Source organism: Candidatus Zixiibacteriota bacterium, assembly GCA_040752815.1.
In the GTDB taxonomy this organism is placed as follows: Bacteria; Zixibacteria; MSB-5A5; order GN15; family FEB-12; genus JAGGTI01.
In genome coordinates, this window is sequence record JBFMGC010000008.1 from 38,301 (window position 1) to 55,509 (window position 17,209).

Here is a 17,209-nt window from a genome sequence, read left to right on the forward strand (position 1 = left end):
GGGCGCACAAGCCGATTCGTGCGTGGTGGACGTCCTCGCCCACCACGGCCCCCGGTTCAGCAGAGCATCCACTTCGCCCCCAGTGCCTGGGCGCACCGGGAGGTACGCCTGGCGCTGTCTCGACCGTTCAGTTAGGGCTTATGGGTCGCCCGACGGCACGCCGTATCAAGAGCTCGCAGGACTTACTGAGGCAAACCCCAAATCGAAAGCATCACCCGGCGATTCCTGGACGATGCATTCCGCTCGTCGGGCATCGCCACCGGTTTCTGCTCGCCGAACGAGTTGATGAACATGCGGTACAGCGATATGCCGAACTTGTCAGCCAGGTATCGCTTGGCGGCATTAGCCCGTTTTTCGCCCAACACCAGGTTGTAGGAGGCCGAACCGGTCTTGTCGGTGTGGCCGGTGATTTCGATCAGGGCGTGGGGTATCTGTTCGAGTTTGGTCCCGGCCTCGTTGAGAATCGATCCGGCAATCCCGTCGATATCGTAGCTGTCGAAGGCGAAATTAATCTCACCCGACCAGATCACCTGGTAGTTCTCAAATCCGGAGGCCTTGTTGATGGCAAGATCGGCCTTGGCCTCGAGTTGCTGGGCGAGTTGTTGAAACTTGGCTATGTCGGCATCGGATTTCTCCTGCGCGGCCTGGATTTGGCTTGTGGTTTTGGCCTCGGACGCCGCTATCTGCTCCGCCACGTAATCCTTGTTTACGCCGCAGCCGGCTAAGATCAGAAAAGCCGGAACGATAAGAATGATTGAAGCTCTCATACCTCTCTATCCTTTCGTTTTTACACTCTTCTCTCAACGAGTTTGATGGCTGTATGCTATCCGGTTCGGACAGACGGCGCAAGCGAATTACTTTGTCTAACCGGAGTCACTGTTTTATCGCGCCGGCCGTAATGCCGGAAACAATATGGCGCTGCGTAAACAGAAACACGATAAGAATCGGCAGCACGGCGACACTGGAACCGGCCATCAGGTGGGGCCAGTCGATCGCCTGGTGGCCCTGGTACATGGCCAGCGCCACCGGCAGCGTTCGCAGCGACTCGCGCGAGGTCAGAATGAACGGGAACAGAAACGAGTTCCAGTTCGTGAAAAATACCTGTATCGCCAGCACCGCCAGGGCCGGCTTGCACAGCGGCATAACGACACCGAAGATAATCCGCAGTTCGCCGGCGCCGTCGACTCGCGCCGCTTCCTCCATCGCTACCGGCATCGAATCGATGTACTGTTTTACAAGAAAGATCCCGATTGGATTCACCAGCCAGGGGAGAATCAGGGCCCAGTAAGAGTCGTAAATGCCCGCCTTCAAACAGATTAGATAGAGGGGAATTATCACGATGTGGGCGGGGATCATAAGTACGATCAGTACCGCGCCGAAAAGCAGCTTGTGCGTGATAAGGCGATAACGCGCCAGTCCGTAGGCCGCCATGAAGCAGAAGGCGATGTTGCCCAGTGTCACTACGGTACCCACGAGAACCGAATTGAAAAGCGCCCGCCCGAGACCCGCCTGCGTGAACAAGTCACGGAAATTCTGGACTGTCCAGGACGCCGCGGCCAGGGCGCCAAGACCGAGACTGTCGCCGGGCAGCATAAAAGCCACTCGGAACATCCAGGCAAGAGGGAAAAGCATGACAACCGCTGCGAAAACGAGCAAGGCGTATCGCCCCATCGCTGCCACAGGATATCCGCGGGTTACCATGCGGTCGATCTCCTGCGCATGAGAAGAAACTGGGGGATTGAAAACAGACCGATTATCACAAATAACACGTAAGCCGCCGCCGAGGCATAACCGAGACGGAAGGCTGTAGTGAGACCCTGTTCGTAGATGAAATAGACGCCGGTCGAGGTATCAAACTTACCTTTGGTCATCACGAAGATCTCCACGAACACCTGGAACGACTTGATGGAGTTGATTACGATTACGAACAGAGCCACCGGCCTGAGAAGCGGGAGCGTGACCGAGAAGAAAGTTCGGACCGGTCCGGCTCCGGCGATTTCCGCCGCCTCGTATAGCTCGTCCGGAATGCTCTTGAGACCGGCCAGAAAGATCAGCATGTAGTAGCCGACCGACATCCACACGTCCATGGCCATAATCGCGTACAGGGCTGTCGAGTCGCTGTACAAGAAGCCGTGCTCGGGAGGTGAAAACCCGGCCATCTCTGCCAGTAGGGCGATGTAACCTCCGCGCGAGAGAAGATTCGTGAAAACCAGCGCGATGACGACCATCGATGTAATCGACGGCAGGAAGAACGCCGAGCGAAAGAAGGCCCGTCCCCGGAACTGCCGGTTGACCAGGAGCGCCATGGCCAGGGCGAGCACGGTGGTGACAGGAATCGTCCCCAGTACGAAGACGAACGTGTTCTTCAGAGCACCGAGAAAATCAGGATCGGCAAACAGTTCCTGATAGTTGGGAAGGCCTATCCAGTTGGATGCGCCGGACAGCAAGCCGTAGTCGGTAAAACTCATCGCCAGGGAGTACAATACCGGGAACGCCCAGAAGAGAGCGAATGTGACTGTCCACGGAGAGGACAGGACGAGGCCGGCGTAACGGGCGCGCATTATTTTCGGCGCAGTTCGGTGATGGACTTTTGGAGTCGGTAGAGGGTCTGTCCGGGAAGCGAGTCGTGAAACAGCACTTCCTCGACCGCTTTCTCGATCTCAGCTTCCATGTACACCCAATCCGGGTCGACCGGCGGATGCTCAGAGAGATTTAGCTGTTTGATAAAAGTCTGCAGGTACAGGTTGTCCTGGAAGTACCGGTCCAGTTGCGCCTGCAAGCTCGACGGATTCGCCGAGCGATTGGCCTTACAGAAGCTCACCTGGTTCTCCGGCGAGGCGACGAATTGTATCAGTTTCAAGGCGGCGTCTTTGTTCGCGGAGGCAGCGTTGATCGCAAGAAACTCACCGCCCCCGAACGACCTTCCCGGATACGGTGTGCTCCTGAGCATCGGCGCCGACGGTCGACTGAGGTTTACGGCCGGATCGGGGCCGGGGATCATGGAGGTGGCAAAGTCAATTTCGCGCTTTTCCAATTCAATTCTCTTCAGCAGCCAGTCTCCGGATATGATCATCCCGACCTTGCCCTCGAGGAAGGCTTCCTCGATACCCCGCTGATCGGCAACATAGCCGCAGCAATCATGCAGGCGCTTGTAGAACTTGAGAGCGTCGACCGCAGACTGCGCCGAGACCACGCAGTAGCGGCCATCGTCAGAAAGCACGTGAGCGCCCGATGACCAAAAAAACGGCATGAACTTTTTGTAGAGGCGGTGTTTTTCAGCCGTATTCGAGCCCCAGCCGTACACTCCAATGGGGAGCGACTTGACTTTTCTGGCTGCTTCTTCCAGTTGTGCCCAGGAGACCGGTAGAAAGTCCTTGTTGTAGCCGGCTTTGGACAACAATTGTCGGTTCAGGAAGAGCACTCGTGTTCCCAGTATCCACGGTTGGGCATAAATGCGTCCCTGGTATGTGGCCATCGACCAGCCATGATACTCCTCCAGTCTCGGAGTTACCGAATCGGTCAGGTCGGCCAGGTGCCCGGAGGCCGCGAACTGCGCGATCCAGTCGGAACCAAGTTCAACCACGTCCGGGGCCGAGCCCGACGCAAACGCAATGGCGATCTTTTCATGGCCGTTGGCCCAGGTGAGATCAGTCACGATTACTTCGATGTCCGGGTTCTGTCGCTGAAACTCGGCGACGATTGCGTTTATGGTCGGCTTGATTTCCGGATCGGTCCAGAACTGCCACCACCCAATAGTAGCTTGAGCGGCGGGACACGGCGTCCGCCACAGAACAAGGACAAGGCAAAGTGACAAAATCAGGCGCATGGTTCATTCTCCGAGCAGGAGATAAAGAAAACGAGGATTCGCCCGCAGGGTCAATAAAAATATCTTTTTGTTGATCGCGTCGGTTCTTCCGTGAATCAGTGGCGGCGTGACAATTGCTAGTGCACTCATGCTGTGGGCATTCTCCGAAGGGCTTTGGATCGACCTCGCCAAAGTGCCGGTATTGGTGGGCACCTGTATATGTGTTATAGTCGTTCTTTATACCACTTACCACCGCAAGAGCCGGCTGGAGTATCACATCAGGGAAATCCAGGGGCTCAAGGCGATCGAGGAGGCGATTGGCCGCGCCACCGAAATGGCCCGCCCCCTGCTGTTCACGCCCGGCTGGGGGGGCGATATCCAGCGACCAACCACGATTGCCTCGATGAATATCCTCGGTCACGTGGCGGAGACCACCGCCCGCTACGACTGTCCGCTGATATATCCCACCCATGATCCGGTAATCATGTCGGTGGCCCAGGAAGTAATCAAAGAGAGCTACGCCCGTGCCGGATACTCCGATCGCGTTCGCCCGGACAATATCACCTACGTATCGTCGTCGCAATTCGGCTACGCCGCCGCAGTCGATGGCCTGATCAGCCGCCTTGAACCGGCATCGGTTTTCCTGCTCGGCACTTTCGAGGCCGAGTCTTTGATTCTGGCCGAAACCGGGAATTCGGTTGGGGCGATTCAAATCGCCGGCACCGACTCGACCATTCAACTGGCGTTTTTTATCGTTGCCTGTGACTATACTCTGATAGGGGAGGAGTTGTTTGCGGCGTCCGGATATCTTTCGGACGACCAGACAATCAAAGCATCAGTCAGGGCGCAGGACATGCTCAAGATCGCGATTGCAGCGCTCCTGATTGTCGCAGTTGTCTGGGTTACGGTTGATCCTCTTTCGACTTGGTGGAGATTCGAATGAGACGCCGCCTGCCCCAGATAATCTGCGGCCTCTTTGGCCTTGTCTTACTCGTACTCTATTTCTCAAGCCATGCGACGGCCAAAACTCTCAATCTGCTCATATTGGTGGAATACTACCAGATCATATTCGCTTTCACGCTGCTGGTCGGTGTAGTGAGTTTTGTTCGGGTGAATCTCCAGTCGATCGAGCGCGGCCAGGACCGGCCTTATCGAGTGATTTCGCTTCTCGGTCTGGCGGCTATGCCTGTCACTGCTGCGCTCTGGGGAATCGGCGGCGGCTCACCATTCATGTGGCTGTTCGGCAACGTGCAGGTGCCGCTGCAATCTACTGTCTTTGCGTTGCTGGCGTTCTTTGTGGCATCGGCATCGTATCGCGGTTTCCGGGCGCACTCTGTTCCCGCAGCAGTGTTGCTAGTCTCGGCGGTGCTGATATTGCTCAGCCGCTCCGATCTCGGAGGATTTGTATCGACATACATTACTCCCGTGGCAGAGTGGGTCCGCAATAATCCGTCGATGTCTGCCCGCCGCGCGATACTGATCGGCATCGGTCTGGGTTCGCTCACCACGTCATTGCGCGTAATTCTTGGGATCGAGCGCACCTGGCTCGGAGGGGAGAGCCGGTGAAAATCGCCGCCCGACACTACTGCTTCATCGGCCTGGCGGTTGTCGTCGTGATCGCCATGCTGATCGACTACCGTCCGGAACTCGAGGTCTCCGATGAAAGCCGTCGGATGTTCGAGTACCTTGACAGCCTCCCTGAGGGATCGCTGCTCCTGATCTCATTTGATCATGAAGCCTCGGCCATGCCGGAGATCAGGCCGCTCGCCCTGGCGCTGCTTCGCCATGCATTCGCCAGGCGCCATAGACTTATAGGTATCGCTCTTATGGCTGAGGGAACCGGAATCGGCTACGGCCTCATGAACCAGATGGCGAAAGAGTACAATTGCGAGTACGGTTCAGACTACGTGTATCTCGGCTTCAAACCGCAGTATATCGCCGCGATACTATCGATGGGCGAATCACTCCCGCAGACTTTTCCTGACGATTACACCGGGCGAGCCTGGGCTGACCTGTCGATGCTGGCCGGTGTCCGAAACTACGGCGACCTGGCCGGAGTGATTTCGATTGCCGACGGCTCCATGGTCATGCACTGGGTCGAGTATGGCAAGGGGCGCTACGGGGTACCGGTCTCAGCGTTTGTTGCTGCGGCGATGGTGACCACGTTCGATCCATACCTGGCATCAGGGCAGTTAACCGCGATGGTAGGTGGGCTGCGGGGTGCAGCCGAATACGAACAACTGATCGGGCGCCCGGGAGCCGGGGCGCGGGCGATGCTCGCCCAGACCAGCATGCATATATATGTGGTAGCGCTTATAGTCATCGGCAATGTTGTCTATTTTGTTGGTCGACGGAAGGGGAGAGGACGCTGATGGACTGGGCTACCATTCTTGCCGGTCTCCTGACCCTGGCGGTACTCTCGTTTCTTTACCGCGACAACCCGGTTTACAAAACGGCCGAGTCGCTTCTGGTCGGCCTTTCGATTGGGTACTTCTTAGTCATTACCTGGAACAACTCCCTCCTGGCCCTGCTGGTTGCGCCGCTGTTCGGGCAGGGACGTCTGAGCCTGGTGGTTCCGCTGGTGCTCGGCCTGATGATGTTCGGGCGGTTCCACTCCAAGACGGCGGTCTGGTCCAGAATTCCTATCGCGGTGCTTATCGGCTCCGGCGCCGGGGTGGCAATTCCCGCGATGCTGGGCGCTCGCACCATGGCCCAGATCTCGGATACGGTTCGGCCGCTGTGGAGCGAATCGGGTGTTCCTGACCTGTCGGTTCTGGTTGTCCTGGTTGGGGTGCTGTGCACGCTCGCCTACTTCTACTTTAGCCGGGAGCATCGCGGGTGGTTTGGTCACACGGCGAAACTGGGCACCTGGTTTCTGATGATATTTTTCGGCACCACTTTCGGGTACACGGTCATGTCACGGATGTCGACGTTGATCGGTCGTGTCGAATTCCTCCTTTGCGACTTCCTGCGCCTCACCCGTTAGACTATGGCCCTTCACTGCCCGCGGTGTCATATTGCCATGAAGGAGCAGAAGCGCAGTTTTCATAAGTGTCGCAAGTGGATCTGCCCGAAGTGCCGGTTTGTCCGTTTTCAGACTGTCAGGAAGTGATGGCATCGAGCGGATTTCCTGCGTAAAAGTAGGGTGTGACCGGTTGAATACGTGGGCGTTTGCCGAGTAGTAAGGTGAAGCGGAACATTCCGCAGACGGCTTCAGTGAATATCAGAGTCGGAACATCGGGTTACAGTTTCGAGGACTGGCGCGGCTGTTTCTACCCGCCGGACATCGACAAAGGCAAGATGCTGGATTTCTACGCCGGCCGATTCAGCACGGTCGAGATTAACAGCACCTACTACCGCATCCCGCATCCGCGAGTGTTCGAGAATATGGTGCGCAAGACATCCGAGGACTTCGATTTCATGGTTAAAACGCCGCAGTCGTTCACGCACCGCCGCAATGAACTGGGCAAAGACCGTCAGGCTTTCGCCGATGCCCTCAAGCCGCTGGCGGAGTCGGGACGGCTGTCAGGACTGCTTGCGCAGTTCCCGTACTCATTTAAGTTCACTCCGCAGAACCTGGATCATCTCAGTATCTGCCGCGACGCGGTCGCGCCGCACCCGCTCTTTACCGAGTTTCGCCACATCAGCTGGGTGAACCGGGCGACATATGATCGCCTGAAAGCTGAAGGGATAGGGTATGTCTGTGTCGACGAGCCGGAGCTGCCCGGCCTTCTGAAGCCGGACTGCTTTGCCACTACGGACTTCGCCTATATCCGCCTGCACGGGCGCAACGCCGAGCAGTGGTGGGACGGAGGCGCGCTGCGTTATGACTATTCTTACTCTGAGGAGGAGCTGCAATACTGGCGCGACAAAGTGAATAAGATCGCCGCCAAGGTTCGATCCACGTACGTGTTCTTCAACAACTGCCACATGGGGCAGGCGGTCAACAATGCGGCACAGTTCGCAGCGATGCTGAGACACGTTGAATGAGTCACCCTTCGACAGGCTCAGGGTGACCTTGTGACCCGCGGACTTTGGTGACGGTGGGATTCTTAATGTGCACTTGTGTGCTGCCGGCCTCGCCGCGGCGGGCCGTCCGGAGGACGTGCGGTCGCCGGCGCTGTCGGGCGGGTCGCGGCTAAGAACATCACCCTAGCGAAAGCAAACTGACCCGTTACGAATCGATTAACCTACCCGATTTTGGTTGACTCTCTCTCTGAAAACTCTTAACCCTACCGCCTGTTTTTGAGGAAATGTAATGTATTTAAGGCTGGAAGGCATCACCAAACGGTACGACGGCAAGACCGCTGTGGAGAATCTTTCCATGGAAGTGCCAAGGGGCTGCATCTACGGCATGATTGGTCCCAATGGCGCCGGCAAGACGACCACGATCCGTATGGTTATGGACGTAATCGCGCCCGATTCCGGGCGGATACTCATTGATGGGAAAGTGCCGGACGGTTCGTTTCGAGATCGGGTTGGCTATTTGCCGGAAGAGCGTGGCCTTTATAAGAAGATGACCCTTCGCGAGGTGATGACCTACCTGGCCGAACTCAAAGGCTATCCGCGAGGCAAGATAAACCGGTCGGTTGGACCGTGGCTCGAGCGGATGGGACTCAGGGAGTACGAACTCAAAAAGGTCGAGGAGCTTTCGAAGGGAATGGCCCAAAAGCTCCAGTTCATTACCACGATTCTGCATGAGCCGGAGATGGTCATCTTTGACGAGATCTTCTCCGGACTTGATCCGCTGAATATCGAATTGGTGAAGGACGCTCTTCTGGAATTGAAGCGCCAGGGCAAGACGATACTGTTCTCCACCCACGTGATGGAGCAGGCCGAGAAGCTGTGCGACTATATCTGCATGATCTCACGCGGACACAAGGTTCTCGATGGGCGTATCGGTGATGTGAAGGCGAGGTTTGGACGGAACACTCTGCAGATGTCATTCGAGGGTGACGGCAGCTTCATTCGCGGTCTGCCCGGTGTCGATGACGTGATCGAGTTCAACAACTATGTAGAGGTTCGCCTGTCGGCTAAAACGCAGGCTCACGATATCCTTCAGGCTGTGGTGGGCCGGATCAAAGTGAGCAGGTTCGAGGTGGTGGCGCCGTCGCTGTACGACATCTTCATAGACCAGGTCAAGGTCGACTCGTCTGAGCTGGCCAGTCAACCGGGGGGACAGCATGTCTAAGTTTCTGGTCATCTTGCGCCGGGAATACGCACAACTGGTCAAGAAGAAGTCCTTCCTGATAATGACGCTCCTGACACCGGGTATCATGGTGGCGTTCATGTTCCTGCCGGCGTTTTTCATGCAGCAGGGATCGGACCGGGTAGAATCGTTTGCGGTGATCGACCGTGACGGCCACGGCCTGGGACAGCAGTTGGCCGACGCCATGGAATCGTACCTGCTGGCCGATTCTGTAACCCAAGCCTATCGGCGTGACAGCGTGGTGGAGATCAGCGCCGAAGATGCAGAGCTGTACAATCAGAACTACGAGCGATTGGTACAGCGCATCCGTGAGCGCAAGCTTCAGTATCTCATGGTGCTGAACCGCGACGCATATCTGGCTGATTCTGCCCTGTTGCTCGTAACCAATTCGGACAACATCCGCACCCTCAATCGTCTGGAATCTCAGGTGAGCAAGGTGCTGGCCAAGCAGCGGGTCGAGATCAGCCGCCTCAACATTCCGGTAGATTCTGTGATGGCGCTAACGCGCACTGTCGATCTACCGAGGCGCGATACGAAAGGCGAGGTGGTCAGCACCGAGGCCAAGTTTATCACCGGCACGGTCTTGATGATGCTGATCTATATGCTGATCCTGATCGACGGCCAGGCCATGATGCAGTCGGTGATCGACGAGAAATCTGGGCGGATTATGGAAGTGCTGGTGTCATCGGCAACACCGTTCCAAATCATGGCCGGGAAGATAGTCGGCACCGGGCTGGCGGCGCTGACCCAGGTGGGCATCTGGATACTGGGCGCGGTCCTGCTGATGGCCTATTCGGCGTCATCCGGCACTCAACTCGACAGCTCCATTACGCGGAGCGTATTCAATCCCGCGACCGTGGTCTGTTTCGCCTGCTTCCTGGTGCTCGGTTACCTGCTGTTCTCGACCATATTTGCTTTTATCGGCTCGCTGGTTAACAGCACAAAAGAGGCGCAGCCTCTAATCATGCCGGTCATCATGATCTTGTTCGTGCCGGCGATGATGATCGGCTTTGCCGTGCTCGAATCGCCCGATGCCGGGTGGCTTCGTGTTGTCTCGTTCTTCCCGACCTATACGCCGCTCGTAATGATGATGCGGGTATCGGTGGTAGCGCCGACCGTCGACGGCAACCCGCTGCTTTCACCCATTATGGGCGAGGCGGTGTTGAGCATGATCGGCATGGTGCTGGCGCTGTTCATAGCGGTCTGGATTACGTCGCGAGTGTTCCGCGTGGGCATATTAATGTACGGCAAGCGCCCGACCCTGCCGGAAATTGTCAGGTGGGTCAGGCACGGATAGGTGTATCGGAGTTCGGAACAGATGGTTGATCGGAAAAGACTAGGCCGGACATTGGTGCTGCTCGCAGCTTTCGTTTTCTTCTCGGCCAACAGCATCTACTTTCTCGAACGGCCGGGCGGGCCGCTGATGGCCGCGGGGGAGAGGACCATCAGCTTTGATTTCGATCACCTCCGCGACGGCTCCAAGCTCAAGCTGGGCGCCAAAGCCGCGTTGCTGGTCAACTACGAAAACGGCGAGGTACTTTACGCGCGCAATGCCGATGTGCAGCGACCGATTGCATCGATCACTAAACTGGTCACGGCAATGGTGGTGATGGACAGGCGTTTGGATTTGAGTACGGTAGTTACGGTCACTCAGGACGACGTCCGCAACTCATCGCGCTCGCGACTGCGGGCCGGGTATCAACTGACCGCCAATGATCTGATGTACGCCGCCCTGCTAAACTCCGACAACCGGGCGGCGCGCGCCCTGGCACGCGCCGCCTGCGGCTCAGTTGAGTCGTTCGTGAAAGAAATGAATCTCAAAATGAAGAAGCTGGGACTGAGGAATACCGAATTCTTTGAGCCGACCGGGCTCGACTCGCGAAACGTCTCCACAGCCCATGAGGTCGCCAAGATCCTCCATTACGCGTACGAGTACGAACTAATACGCAAGATAACGTCCGAGAAATCGCACCTCTGCCGGGTCGTCAACAGGAAGAACAAACAGATTCGCATGGCCAATACGAACATGATAGTCAACTCCACCTACAAAGTGTTGACCGGCAAGACCGGCTATATCGACGCATCCGCATACTGCCTGACCACTTTGGTGCAAAACAGGGGAGGGGAGAAGCTCACCTGTGTGGTTCTGGGCGTGCCTGGAGATCGCCAGCGGTTCCGCGAGGCGCGCAAGCTTGTCGATTGGGGATTCAGTCGGATCTGACGGGTACGCCGCTACGGCACCATTTTGGCGCGCAGCTCGTCGGCACGGCGTCCGGCGTCCTGTCTGATGAGCGCGTAGGTAATGCTGTTAAGCTGATAGGTCCGCGCCGCCCGGTCGAATAGCTCCGCCGCGCGGGTAATGTCTCCAAGACCTTCGTAGGCCTTCGCCAGATGATAGAGCGTCCACGCCTGTAGCAAGTCAGACTGTTCGAGATGCGATATGGCCTGGGCATAATCGCCCTCCGCCAGTGAGACTAATCCAAGGGAGAGATAAGCGCTTCTCGTTCTCGCGGGATTGACCAATGGTTCAACTTCGGTCAGGTAAGCTTCCGTCTGCTGCCGGGCCTCGCTCAACCGTCCTCGTTCGCGGTAAATAAGGGACTGATACAGGTAGGCGTTTTGGCGGGCATTTCGCTTGATGCGGGGGAAGAGTTCCGACTTGTCAATGATCTCAACCGATTGTGCCAGCCGCTGCTGGGCCTCGTCGAACCGCCCCAGACGGGCAAGCAGGAAAATCATCGTGTTCAAATCGTCGGACATGGCGGCTGGATCGGACATAGTCGAGTCAAGGCGATAAAGCTCTTCGAGCCTGGCCAGCCCTGTCTCCAAGTCACCCTGGTCCACGTAGGTGACGGCAAAGCCCACAATTGCAGCTCGGCGGTGCCCGATGCCCGCGCCGGATTCGAACAGCTTCTCGAGCTCCATTCTCGCCTCGTCATGTCTGCCCATGAACACGAGGTTGGCGGAGATCCCGATTCGCGACGCGCCAAACGACGGGTCATGCGCGAGGGATTTTCGGTACTGCTCTATTGCCGCCTCAAACTGCCCCTGGCGGGTCAGCAGCTCCGCATAGGAGTCGTAGGGCTTGGGATCGTCCGGGATGAGCCTGATATACTCCTGGAAAGCACGCCCGGCAGCCTCATAATCCTCGAGAAAATTGTAGGAGTAGCCGAGAACGTTGTACGGCGGGGCGTAGCCCGGGGCAATCCGCACGATATCCTCACAGACGCTGACGGCCGAGTCGTACTCCCGTTGACCGAAATACTCGGCGGCCAGAAACATCAGCGCGCGAGGATCGCGAGGGTACTGTCGGGCGAGTTCCCTGAGCAGCTCAATCTGAGTGGCAGGGTCGCCGTTAGCTCCGGCTAACATCGCCTCAATCAACAACTGTTCCCCCTCTGATGCCCGCGCTGCGTACTTTCCGGCCAATTGAATGTGCTCGAAATAACCTTTGGCGCTCTGCTCCGAAATGGCCGAGTAGAGGTAGGCCAGGGCGAACTGAGGATCAGCGTCGATCGCCTTATCGAAATACTGCTGGGCTTCATGGAAACGTAGGTTGTCACAGAGCTCAGCACCGGCCAGGAACGCCTCCCGTGCTGCAGATGAAGAGGTCGATATCGGAATTCGGCCATCGCCACCACCGCCGCACTGGCACAACCCTAATAGACCCGCCACGGCGGCGGCCACTACGAATGTAGGGTAACTTTTACTGCCCCAGTTCAAATCACGGCTGCTCACGGCAGATTTCAAGAAACGGATTTACGGAGCCGAATCAAGCGGTTTGTTACCGTGAATCGGAACTGGCAGCTATTTCCGACGACCTCTCGGAGGCGCCTGGTCCGGGCCTGCCGGCCAGCGCCATAGAACCGACTTTATCACGGGCTTTCGCGCGGACGAAAGCCTGTGTTAATTGGGTGAATTGATCGTACTCGGAGGCCTGGCGATAATACTTGATCGCCTGGGTGATATCGCCAATGGCTTCAAGTGCGCGCGCCAAGTGGAATTGGTTATACGCCTGACTTAGGTCGGACTGCATGAGTTCATCGGCTGCGTCGCCCGGACGGCCCTCCGCAAGGGCGATCAGGCCCAGTGTCTGATGAGCCAATTGGAGCCTCACTGGATCATCGAGCGTTGCCACCCGGCTTAGGTAATCCTTGGCGCAGGCGAGGGCCGCGTCAGTTTTGGATCGGCCCAACCAGACAAGAGCTTGTCTCCGAAGGTGGTCTATCTGACGACTTTCCAGCAGGGTCGGATGCGAGATACACTTCTCGGCAGCCTGTAGGGCCCGGGTGAACGCTTTTGAAGCCTCGTTGGGTAGTCCGGATTCAAGCAGTACCAAACCCAGGTTGTCCAGATCGGAGACCAAAGCGGCGAAGTCACCTGCCGCCCTGGACAATTCGCACGACTTTGTCAACTCGGACGCCGCGCTCGCCAGATCGCCCTGGTCCGCATAAGAAGTCGCCAGGCCAAGCAACGCCGTTCTGCGCTGACCGTCGTCGTCGGCCAGTTCATAGAACTGCCTGAGTTGATCTCTCGCTTCAGCGTATCGACCTAACAGATTGAGGCCGCGCGCGATGCCAAGATGGGACAAGTCGAAGTCAGGCCTGATTTCGAGCGCCCGGCGGTAGAACGTGATGGCTTCGTCAACCCTGTTCATCTGGGTTAGCAGATCGGCATAGGAATCATAGGGGTTGGGATCGTCGGGAATAAGCTCCATGTACTTGAGGAAACATCTCTCGGCCGCCGGCAAATTCCCAAGAAAGCGGTAACAGTACCCCAGGCCGTTGTAGGCCTGCGAGAACCCAGGATCATACGAGATTGCGCCGAGGTACTCGTCGACTGCGCCCGGCCAATCCTTCTTGTAGAACAGCGAATTCCCGAATTCGTTATGTGCCCGAGGATCGGTTGGATAAAGCTCGACCAGACGCTTCAGCAGATTCTGTTCCTCGACCGGCCGGCGCGCATAGAGCGCTTCAGCCGCCCGTATCAGCAAACACTCGCCCTCAGAGACCCTGTCCGCCAATCCAGCGGCACGAATTCGGGCGGCGGCGCGCCCCTCCAACGACGGGTGCGTGCGAGACAGATAAAGATAAGCAAGAGCGAAACCGGAATCTTCGCCCACCGCCCGCTCAAAGTGCTCATACGCCTCCGGCATGCGTAGCCGCTCGAAGAGATCCCGACCCATTATAAAATGTGAACGCGCGACGGTGGAATTTGTGGTGACCGGGATGACCAGGGCGGCAGGAGTGTCACCAAGCAAATAGATGGCGGCCAAGCCCAGGGCAATAACTAAGATAGCGGAAACCAGTATCTTCATGACTAATGCTGATTAGTTGACGACTTTTCGGGGGAATCCCCGGTTATCGACACTATTAGCATAGGTCGGCTTTCCGGCGGTGAGCTTGATTGGAAAGATACACTACCGAGGGTGTCCTCGGCTCGACAGGGCGACCTGGCGGATAATAGCGAGCTTCAAGCGGCGGTCTTTGGGCACTGCTTGGAAAGCGATACGGGCAGGGAAGTGCGAAACCAGGAGGTTAGAGGAGCGTGAGGACAGAGCAAGTAGAACGTCCTGTAATATATATTATGTTAACTCTCCGAAATACTAAACCGCCTCTGAATCATCCCAAACCGCTCCGCTACCCCTTGACTACAATATTGAGGAGTCTTCCTGGCACGAACACCTCTTTAATTATGGCTTTCCCGGCGGTGTGCGCCTGTACTCTGGCGTCGGCGAGTGCCGCCGCCTCGGCAGTCTCCTGGTCGCAGCCAACCGGAACGGCTACCGATGCCCTGAGTTTGCCGTTGACCTGGACAGCGATTTCGATCGTATCGCCCACGACGGCAGACGGATCGAATTCAGGCCAATCGGATTTGAAAACTGACTCCCGGAACCCGGCCAGTTGCCACATTTCCTCGGCGAGATGCGGGGCCATCGGGGCAACCAATTGGGTTGTTTTCAAAATGATTTGGTCGTTCAGTTGCTGGTTGGAAATCACATCCGGCCTGAAATCCCGCACCAGCTCCATGAGCGCGGCGATTGCGGTGTTGAACTGGAGCTTTTCGAAACTTTCGTCGACACGCTTTATGGTCTGGTTGAGCTTGATGTAGATTTCACGTTCGGGAGCGGTGAGCTCGCCCGGCTTAAAGTAACGCTTTAGGTCGGGACGGCTGTCGCGAAGGTGTTCGACCAGCGGATACAGTTTGGACGACACGAATTTCGCCGGACCGGTCAGGAACTCGGTCGTGCTCCAGGCCACCGGTTTTTCGGACGGCGCCACGAAATACATCGCCAGGCGAGAAACATCGACCCCGTAAGTGGCCATCAATTCGACCGGTGAGACCACGTTGCCGCGCGACTTGGACATCACCTGACCGGTCGCATCCGAGACCATCCCGTGATTGAACATGCGCGTGGCCGGTTCGCTGCACTTAAGCCAGCCGATGTCGTACAGGAACTTGGTGAAGAACCGAAAGTAGATCAGATGTCCGGTGGCGTGCGTGATGCCGCCGACATATAGATCGATTGGCATCCAGGCGTCGGCTTTAGCCGGCTCGAAGGGTTTGCTTGCGTTTGCCGGGTCGATATAGCGGAGGAAATACCACGACGAACAGACAAAAGTGTCCATCGTGTCGGGGTCACGTTGGGCCTCTCCCCCGCAGTTAGGACATTTGACGTTCATAAACGACGGCACGTCGGCGAGCGGCGAGCGGCCTTTGGGCAGATAGTTTTCGACATTCGGCAGCATCACCGGCAGATCGGATTCCAGGACCGCCACCTGGCCGCACTTCCCGCAGTGGATGATCGGAATCGGGCAGCCCCAATACCTTTGGCGTGAGATCGACCAGTCCTTGAGCTTGTAGTTCACTCTACGGCGGCCGATACCTCGCTGTTCGGCGTATTCACTGAGTGCGTCAACAGCCTCTTCCCCAGCTAGTCCGTCGAACTGCCCGGAATGGACCATCGGCCCGTATTCCACGAAGGCCTGCTCCATGCGATCAGCCGATAGAGTCGTGCTATCATCGGGGTGAATTACCACGCGAATCGGAATCCCGTACCTGCGGGCGAAGGCAAAGTCTCGTGTGTCGTGCGCCGGCACGGCCATCACCGCACCGGTACCATAGCCGGCAAGGACATAGTCTGCCACCCATAACTGCACCCGTTCGCCGTTAAAGGGGTTGATCGCGTACTTGCCGGTGAATACGCCGTCTTTGTCTTCGGTAATCGAGGCGCGCTCTATGTCGGTGCGCGCGGCAGACTTTTTCTGGTAGGCGGTGACCTGCGCGGAGAATTCAGGCGAGAGATCGAGCCGAGACAGTATTTCCGCCTCGGGCGAGATCGCCATGAACGTAACCCCGAAGATAGTATCCGGCCGAGTGGTGAAAATGGGCAACTTTTCGCCGGTGTCTTCGATTGTGAAGTCCACTTCGAGTCCGTGCGATCGGCCGATCCACTCGCGTTGCATGGTCTTGACGTTGTCGGGCCATCCTGGGAGCGTGTCCAGATCGTCAATCAGGCGATCGGCGTAGGCAGTGATTTTGAAGTACCACTGTATCTGCTCTTTCTTTTCGACCGGGGTGTCGCATCGTTCGCAGCGGCCGTTGACTACCTGTTCATTGGCCAGAACCGTTTTGTCTTCGGGACACCAGTTGACAAACCCGCGGCTGCGGTACGCCAGTCCTTTCTTAAAGAGCTGGATGAACATCCATTGAGTAAACTTGTAGTAGTCGGGTTCGCACGACGAGACCTCGCGCGACCAGTCAAACGAGACGCCGACTTTCTGGAGCGTGGTGCGGCTGACCTTGATATTCTCGCGGGTCCACACCGAAGGATGGATGCCCCGCTTGATGGCTGCGCGCTCTGCCGGCAGACCAAAAGCGTCCCAACCGAACGGATGCAGCACGCTCTTGCCCTTCATCATCTGCTGGCGGGCGACAGCATCCCCGATGATGTAGTTGCGGAAGTGGCCCATGTGGATGTCGCCCGACGGATAGGCGAACATTACCAGCATATAGAACTTGCCGGCGGGATCCGGCATATCGGGTGCGCGGAACAGCTGCTGTCCTTCCCAGAGTCGCTGCCACTTGTTCTCAATAGCTGCAAAGTCGTAAGCCGGTATGGTCTTAGTCTTGTGTGTCATCGCGATGCATCCAATGCCGCAGATAATTGGCGGATGTTATAATCTTATCGGCTC

15 protein-coding genes are annotated in these 17,209 nt (G+C 57.2%); 8 read left to right on the forward strand and 7 right to left on the reverse strand.

Annotated features, from left to right (window positions below; all coding sequences use genetic code 11):
* Positions 1–182 precede the first annotated feature (182 nt).
* From AB1772_03640 to AB1772_03655, 4 genes are all read right to left on the reverse strand, one after another.
* On the reverse strand, positions 183–767 hold the full coding sequence (locus AB1772_03640) for an OmpA family protein (protein MEW5795433.1): 585 nt from the start codon (positions 765–767) through the stop codon (positions 183–185).
* A gap of 106 nt (positions 768–873) precedes the next feature.
* On the reverse strand, positions 874–1,701 hold the full coding sequence (locus tag AB1772_03645) for a carbohydrate ABC transporter permease (protein MEW5795434.1): 828 nt from the start codon (positions 1,699–1,701) through the stop codon (positions 874–876).
* A complete protein-coding gene (locus AB1772_03650; protein ID MEW5795435.1) occupies positions 1,695–2,561 on the reverse strand; it encodes a sugar ABC transporter permease in 867 nt (288 codons plus the stop codon). Before AB1772_03650 ends, AB1772_03645 begins: the two co-directional genes overlap by 7 nt.
* A complete protein-coding gene (locus AB1772_03655) occupies positions 2,561–3,826 on the reverse strand; it encodes an extracellular solute-binding protein (GenBank protein MEW5795436.1) in 1,266 nt (421 codons plus the stop codon). The genes AB1772_03650 and AB1772_03655 overlap by 1 nt, the downstream gene beginning before the upstream one ends.
* Positions 3,827–3,932: 106 nt before the next feature.
* On the opposite strand from AB1772_03655, the gene AB1772_03660 reads away from it, so the two are divergent.
* The 8 genes from AB1772_03660 to AB1772_03695 all read left to right on the forward strand — a co-directional run bounded on the left by AB1772_03660 (position 3,933) and on the right by AB1772_03695 (position 11,235).
* Positions 3,933–4,748 carry a DUF6754 domain-containing protein gene (locus AB1772_03660; protein MEW5795437.1) on the forward strand — a complete coding sequence of 272 codons (816 nt, stop codon included), beginning with the start codon at positions 3,933–3,935 and terminating at the stop codon, positions 4,746–4,748.
* A complete protein-coding gene (locus AB1772_03665; protein ID MEW5795438.1) occupies positions 4,745–5,371 on the forward strand; it encodes a hypothetical protein in 627 nt (208 codons plus the stop codon). The genes AB1772_03660 and AB1772_03665 overlap by 4 nt, the downstream gene beginning before the upstream one ends.
* Positions 5,368–6,177 carry a hypothetical protein gene (locus tag AB1772_03670; GenBank protein MEW5795439.1) on the forward strand — a complete coding sequence of 270 codons (810 nt, stop codon included), beginning with the start codon at positions 5,368–5,370 and terminating at the stop codon, positions 6,175–6,177. The genes AB1772_03665 and AB1772_03670 overlap by 4 nt, the downstream gene beginning before the upstream one ends.
* Positions 6,177–6,791, forward strand: coding sequence for a hypothetical protein (locus AB1772_03675; protein ID MEW5795440.1), 615 nt, complete (start codon positions 6,177–6,179; stop codon positions 6,789–6,791). Before AB1772_03670 ends, AB1772_03675 begins: the two co-directional genes overlap by 1 nt.
* Positions 6,792–6,991: 200 nt before the next feature.
* Positions 6,992–7,795, forward strand: coding sequence for a DUF72 domain-containing protein (locus AB1772_03680; GenBank protein ID MEW5795441.1), 804 nt, complete (start codon positions 6,992–6,994; stop codon positions 7,793–7,795).
* A 268-nt stretch (positions 7,796–8,063) separates the two neighbouring features.
* A complete protein-coding gene (locus AB1772_03685; GenBank protein MEW5795442.1) occupies positions 8,064–8,996 on the forward strand; it encodes an ATP-binding cassette domain-containing protein in 933 nt (310 codons plus the stop codon).
* On the forward strand, positions 8,989–10,311 hold the full coding sequence (locus AB1772_03690; GenBank protein ID MEW5795443.1) for an ABC transporter permease: 1,323 nt from the start codon (positions 8,989–8,991) through the stop codon (positions 10,309–10,311). The genes AB1772_03685 and AB1772_03690 overlap by 8 nt, the downstream gene beginning before the upstream one ends.
* A 21-nt stretch (positions 10,312–10,332) precedes the next feature.
* Positions 10,333–11,235, forward strand: coding sequence for a serine hydrolase (locus AB1772_03695; protein ID MEW5795444.1), 903 nt, complete (start codon positions 10,333–10,335; stop codon positions 11,233–11,235).
* 11 nt (positions 11,236–11,246) lie between these two features.
* On the opposite strand, the gene AB1772_03700 is transcribed toward AB1772_03695, so the two are convergent.
* The 3 genes from AB1772_03700 to leuS form a co-directional block, all read right to left on the reverse strand.
* On the reverse strand, positions 11,247–12,752 hold the full coding sequence (locus AB1772_03700; GenBank protein ID MEW5795445.1) for a tetratricopeptide repeat protein: 1,506 nt from the start codon (positions 12,750–12,752) through the stop codon (positions 11,247–11,249).
* 46 nt (positions 12,753–12,798) lie between these two features.
* Positions 12,799–14,331 carry a tetratricopeptide repeat protein gene (locus AB1772_03705; protein ID MEW5795446.1) on the reverse strand — a complete coding sequence of 511 codons (1,533 nt, stop codon included), beginning with the start codon at positions 14,329–14,331 and terminating at the stop codon, positions 12,799–12,801.
* Between the two features lie 322 nt (positions 14,332–14,653).
* The gene (leuS, locus tag AB1772_03710; protein ID MEW5795447.1) at positions 14,654–17,155 is read right to left on the reverse strand and encodes a leucine--tRNA ligase; all 2,502 of its coding nucleotides are present in this window, start codon (positions 17,153–17,155) and stop codon (positions 14,654–14,656) included.
* Positions 17,156–17,209 lie beyond the last annotated feature (54 nt).

Coding starts and splice junctions, on each gene's coding strand:
- AB1772_03640 (MEW5795433.1), bottom strand. CDS start 767: ATGAGAGCTTCAATCATTCTTATCGTTCCGGCTTTTCTGATCTTAGCC.
- AB1772_03645 (MEW5795434.1), bottom strand. CDS start 1,701: ATGGTAACCCGCGGATATCCTGTGGCAGCGATGGGGCGATACGCCTTG.
- AB1772_03650 (MEW5795435.1), bottom strand. CDS start 2,561: ATGCGCGCCCGTTACGCCGGCCTCGTCCTGTCCTCTCCGTGGACAGTC.
- AB1772_03655 (MEW5795436.1), bottom strand. CDS start 3,826: ATGCGCCTGATTTTGTCACTTTGCCTTGTCCTTGTTCTGTGGCGGACG.
- AB1772_03665 (MEW5795438.1), top strand. CDS start 4,745: ATGAGACGCCGCCTGCCCCAGATAATCTGCGGCCTCTTTGGCCTTGTC.
- AB1772_03675 (MEW5795440.1), top strand. CDS start 6,177: ATGGACTGGGCTACCATTCTTGCCGGTCTCCTGACCCTGGCGGTACTC.
- AB1772_03685 (MEW5795442.1), top strand. CDS start 8,064: ATGTATTTAAGGCTGGAAGGCATCACCAAACGGTACGACGGCAAGACC.
- AB1772_03690 (MEW5795443.1), top strand. CDS start 8,989: ATGTCTAAGTTTCTGGTCATCTTGCGCCGGGAATACGCACAACTGGTC.
- AB1772_03695 (MEW5795444.1), top strand. CDS start 10,333: ATGGTTGATCGGAAAAGACTAGGCCGGACATTGGTGCTGCTCGCAGCT.
- AB1772_03705 (MEW5795446.1), bottom strand. CDS start 14,331: ATGAAGATACTGGTTTCCGCTATCTTAGTTATTGCCCTGGGCTTGGCC.
- leuS (MEW5795447.1), bottom strand. CDS start 17,155: ATGACACACAAGACTAAGACCATACCGGCTTACGACTTTGCAGCTATT.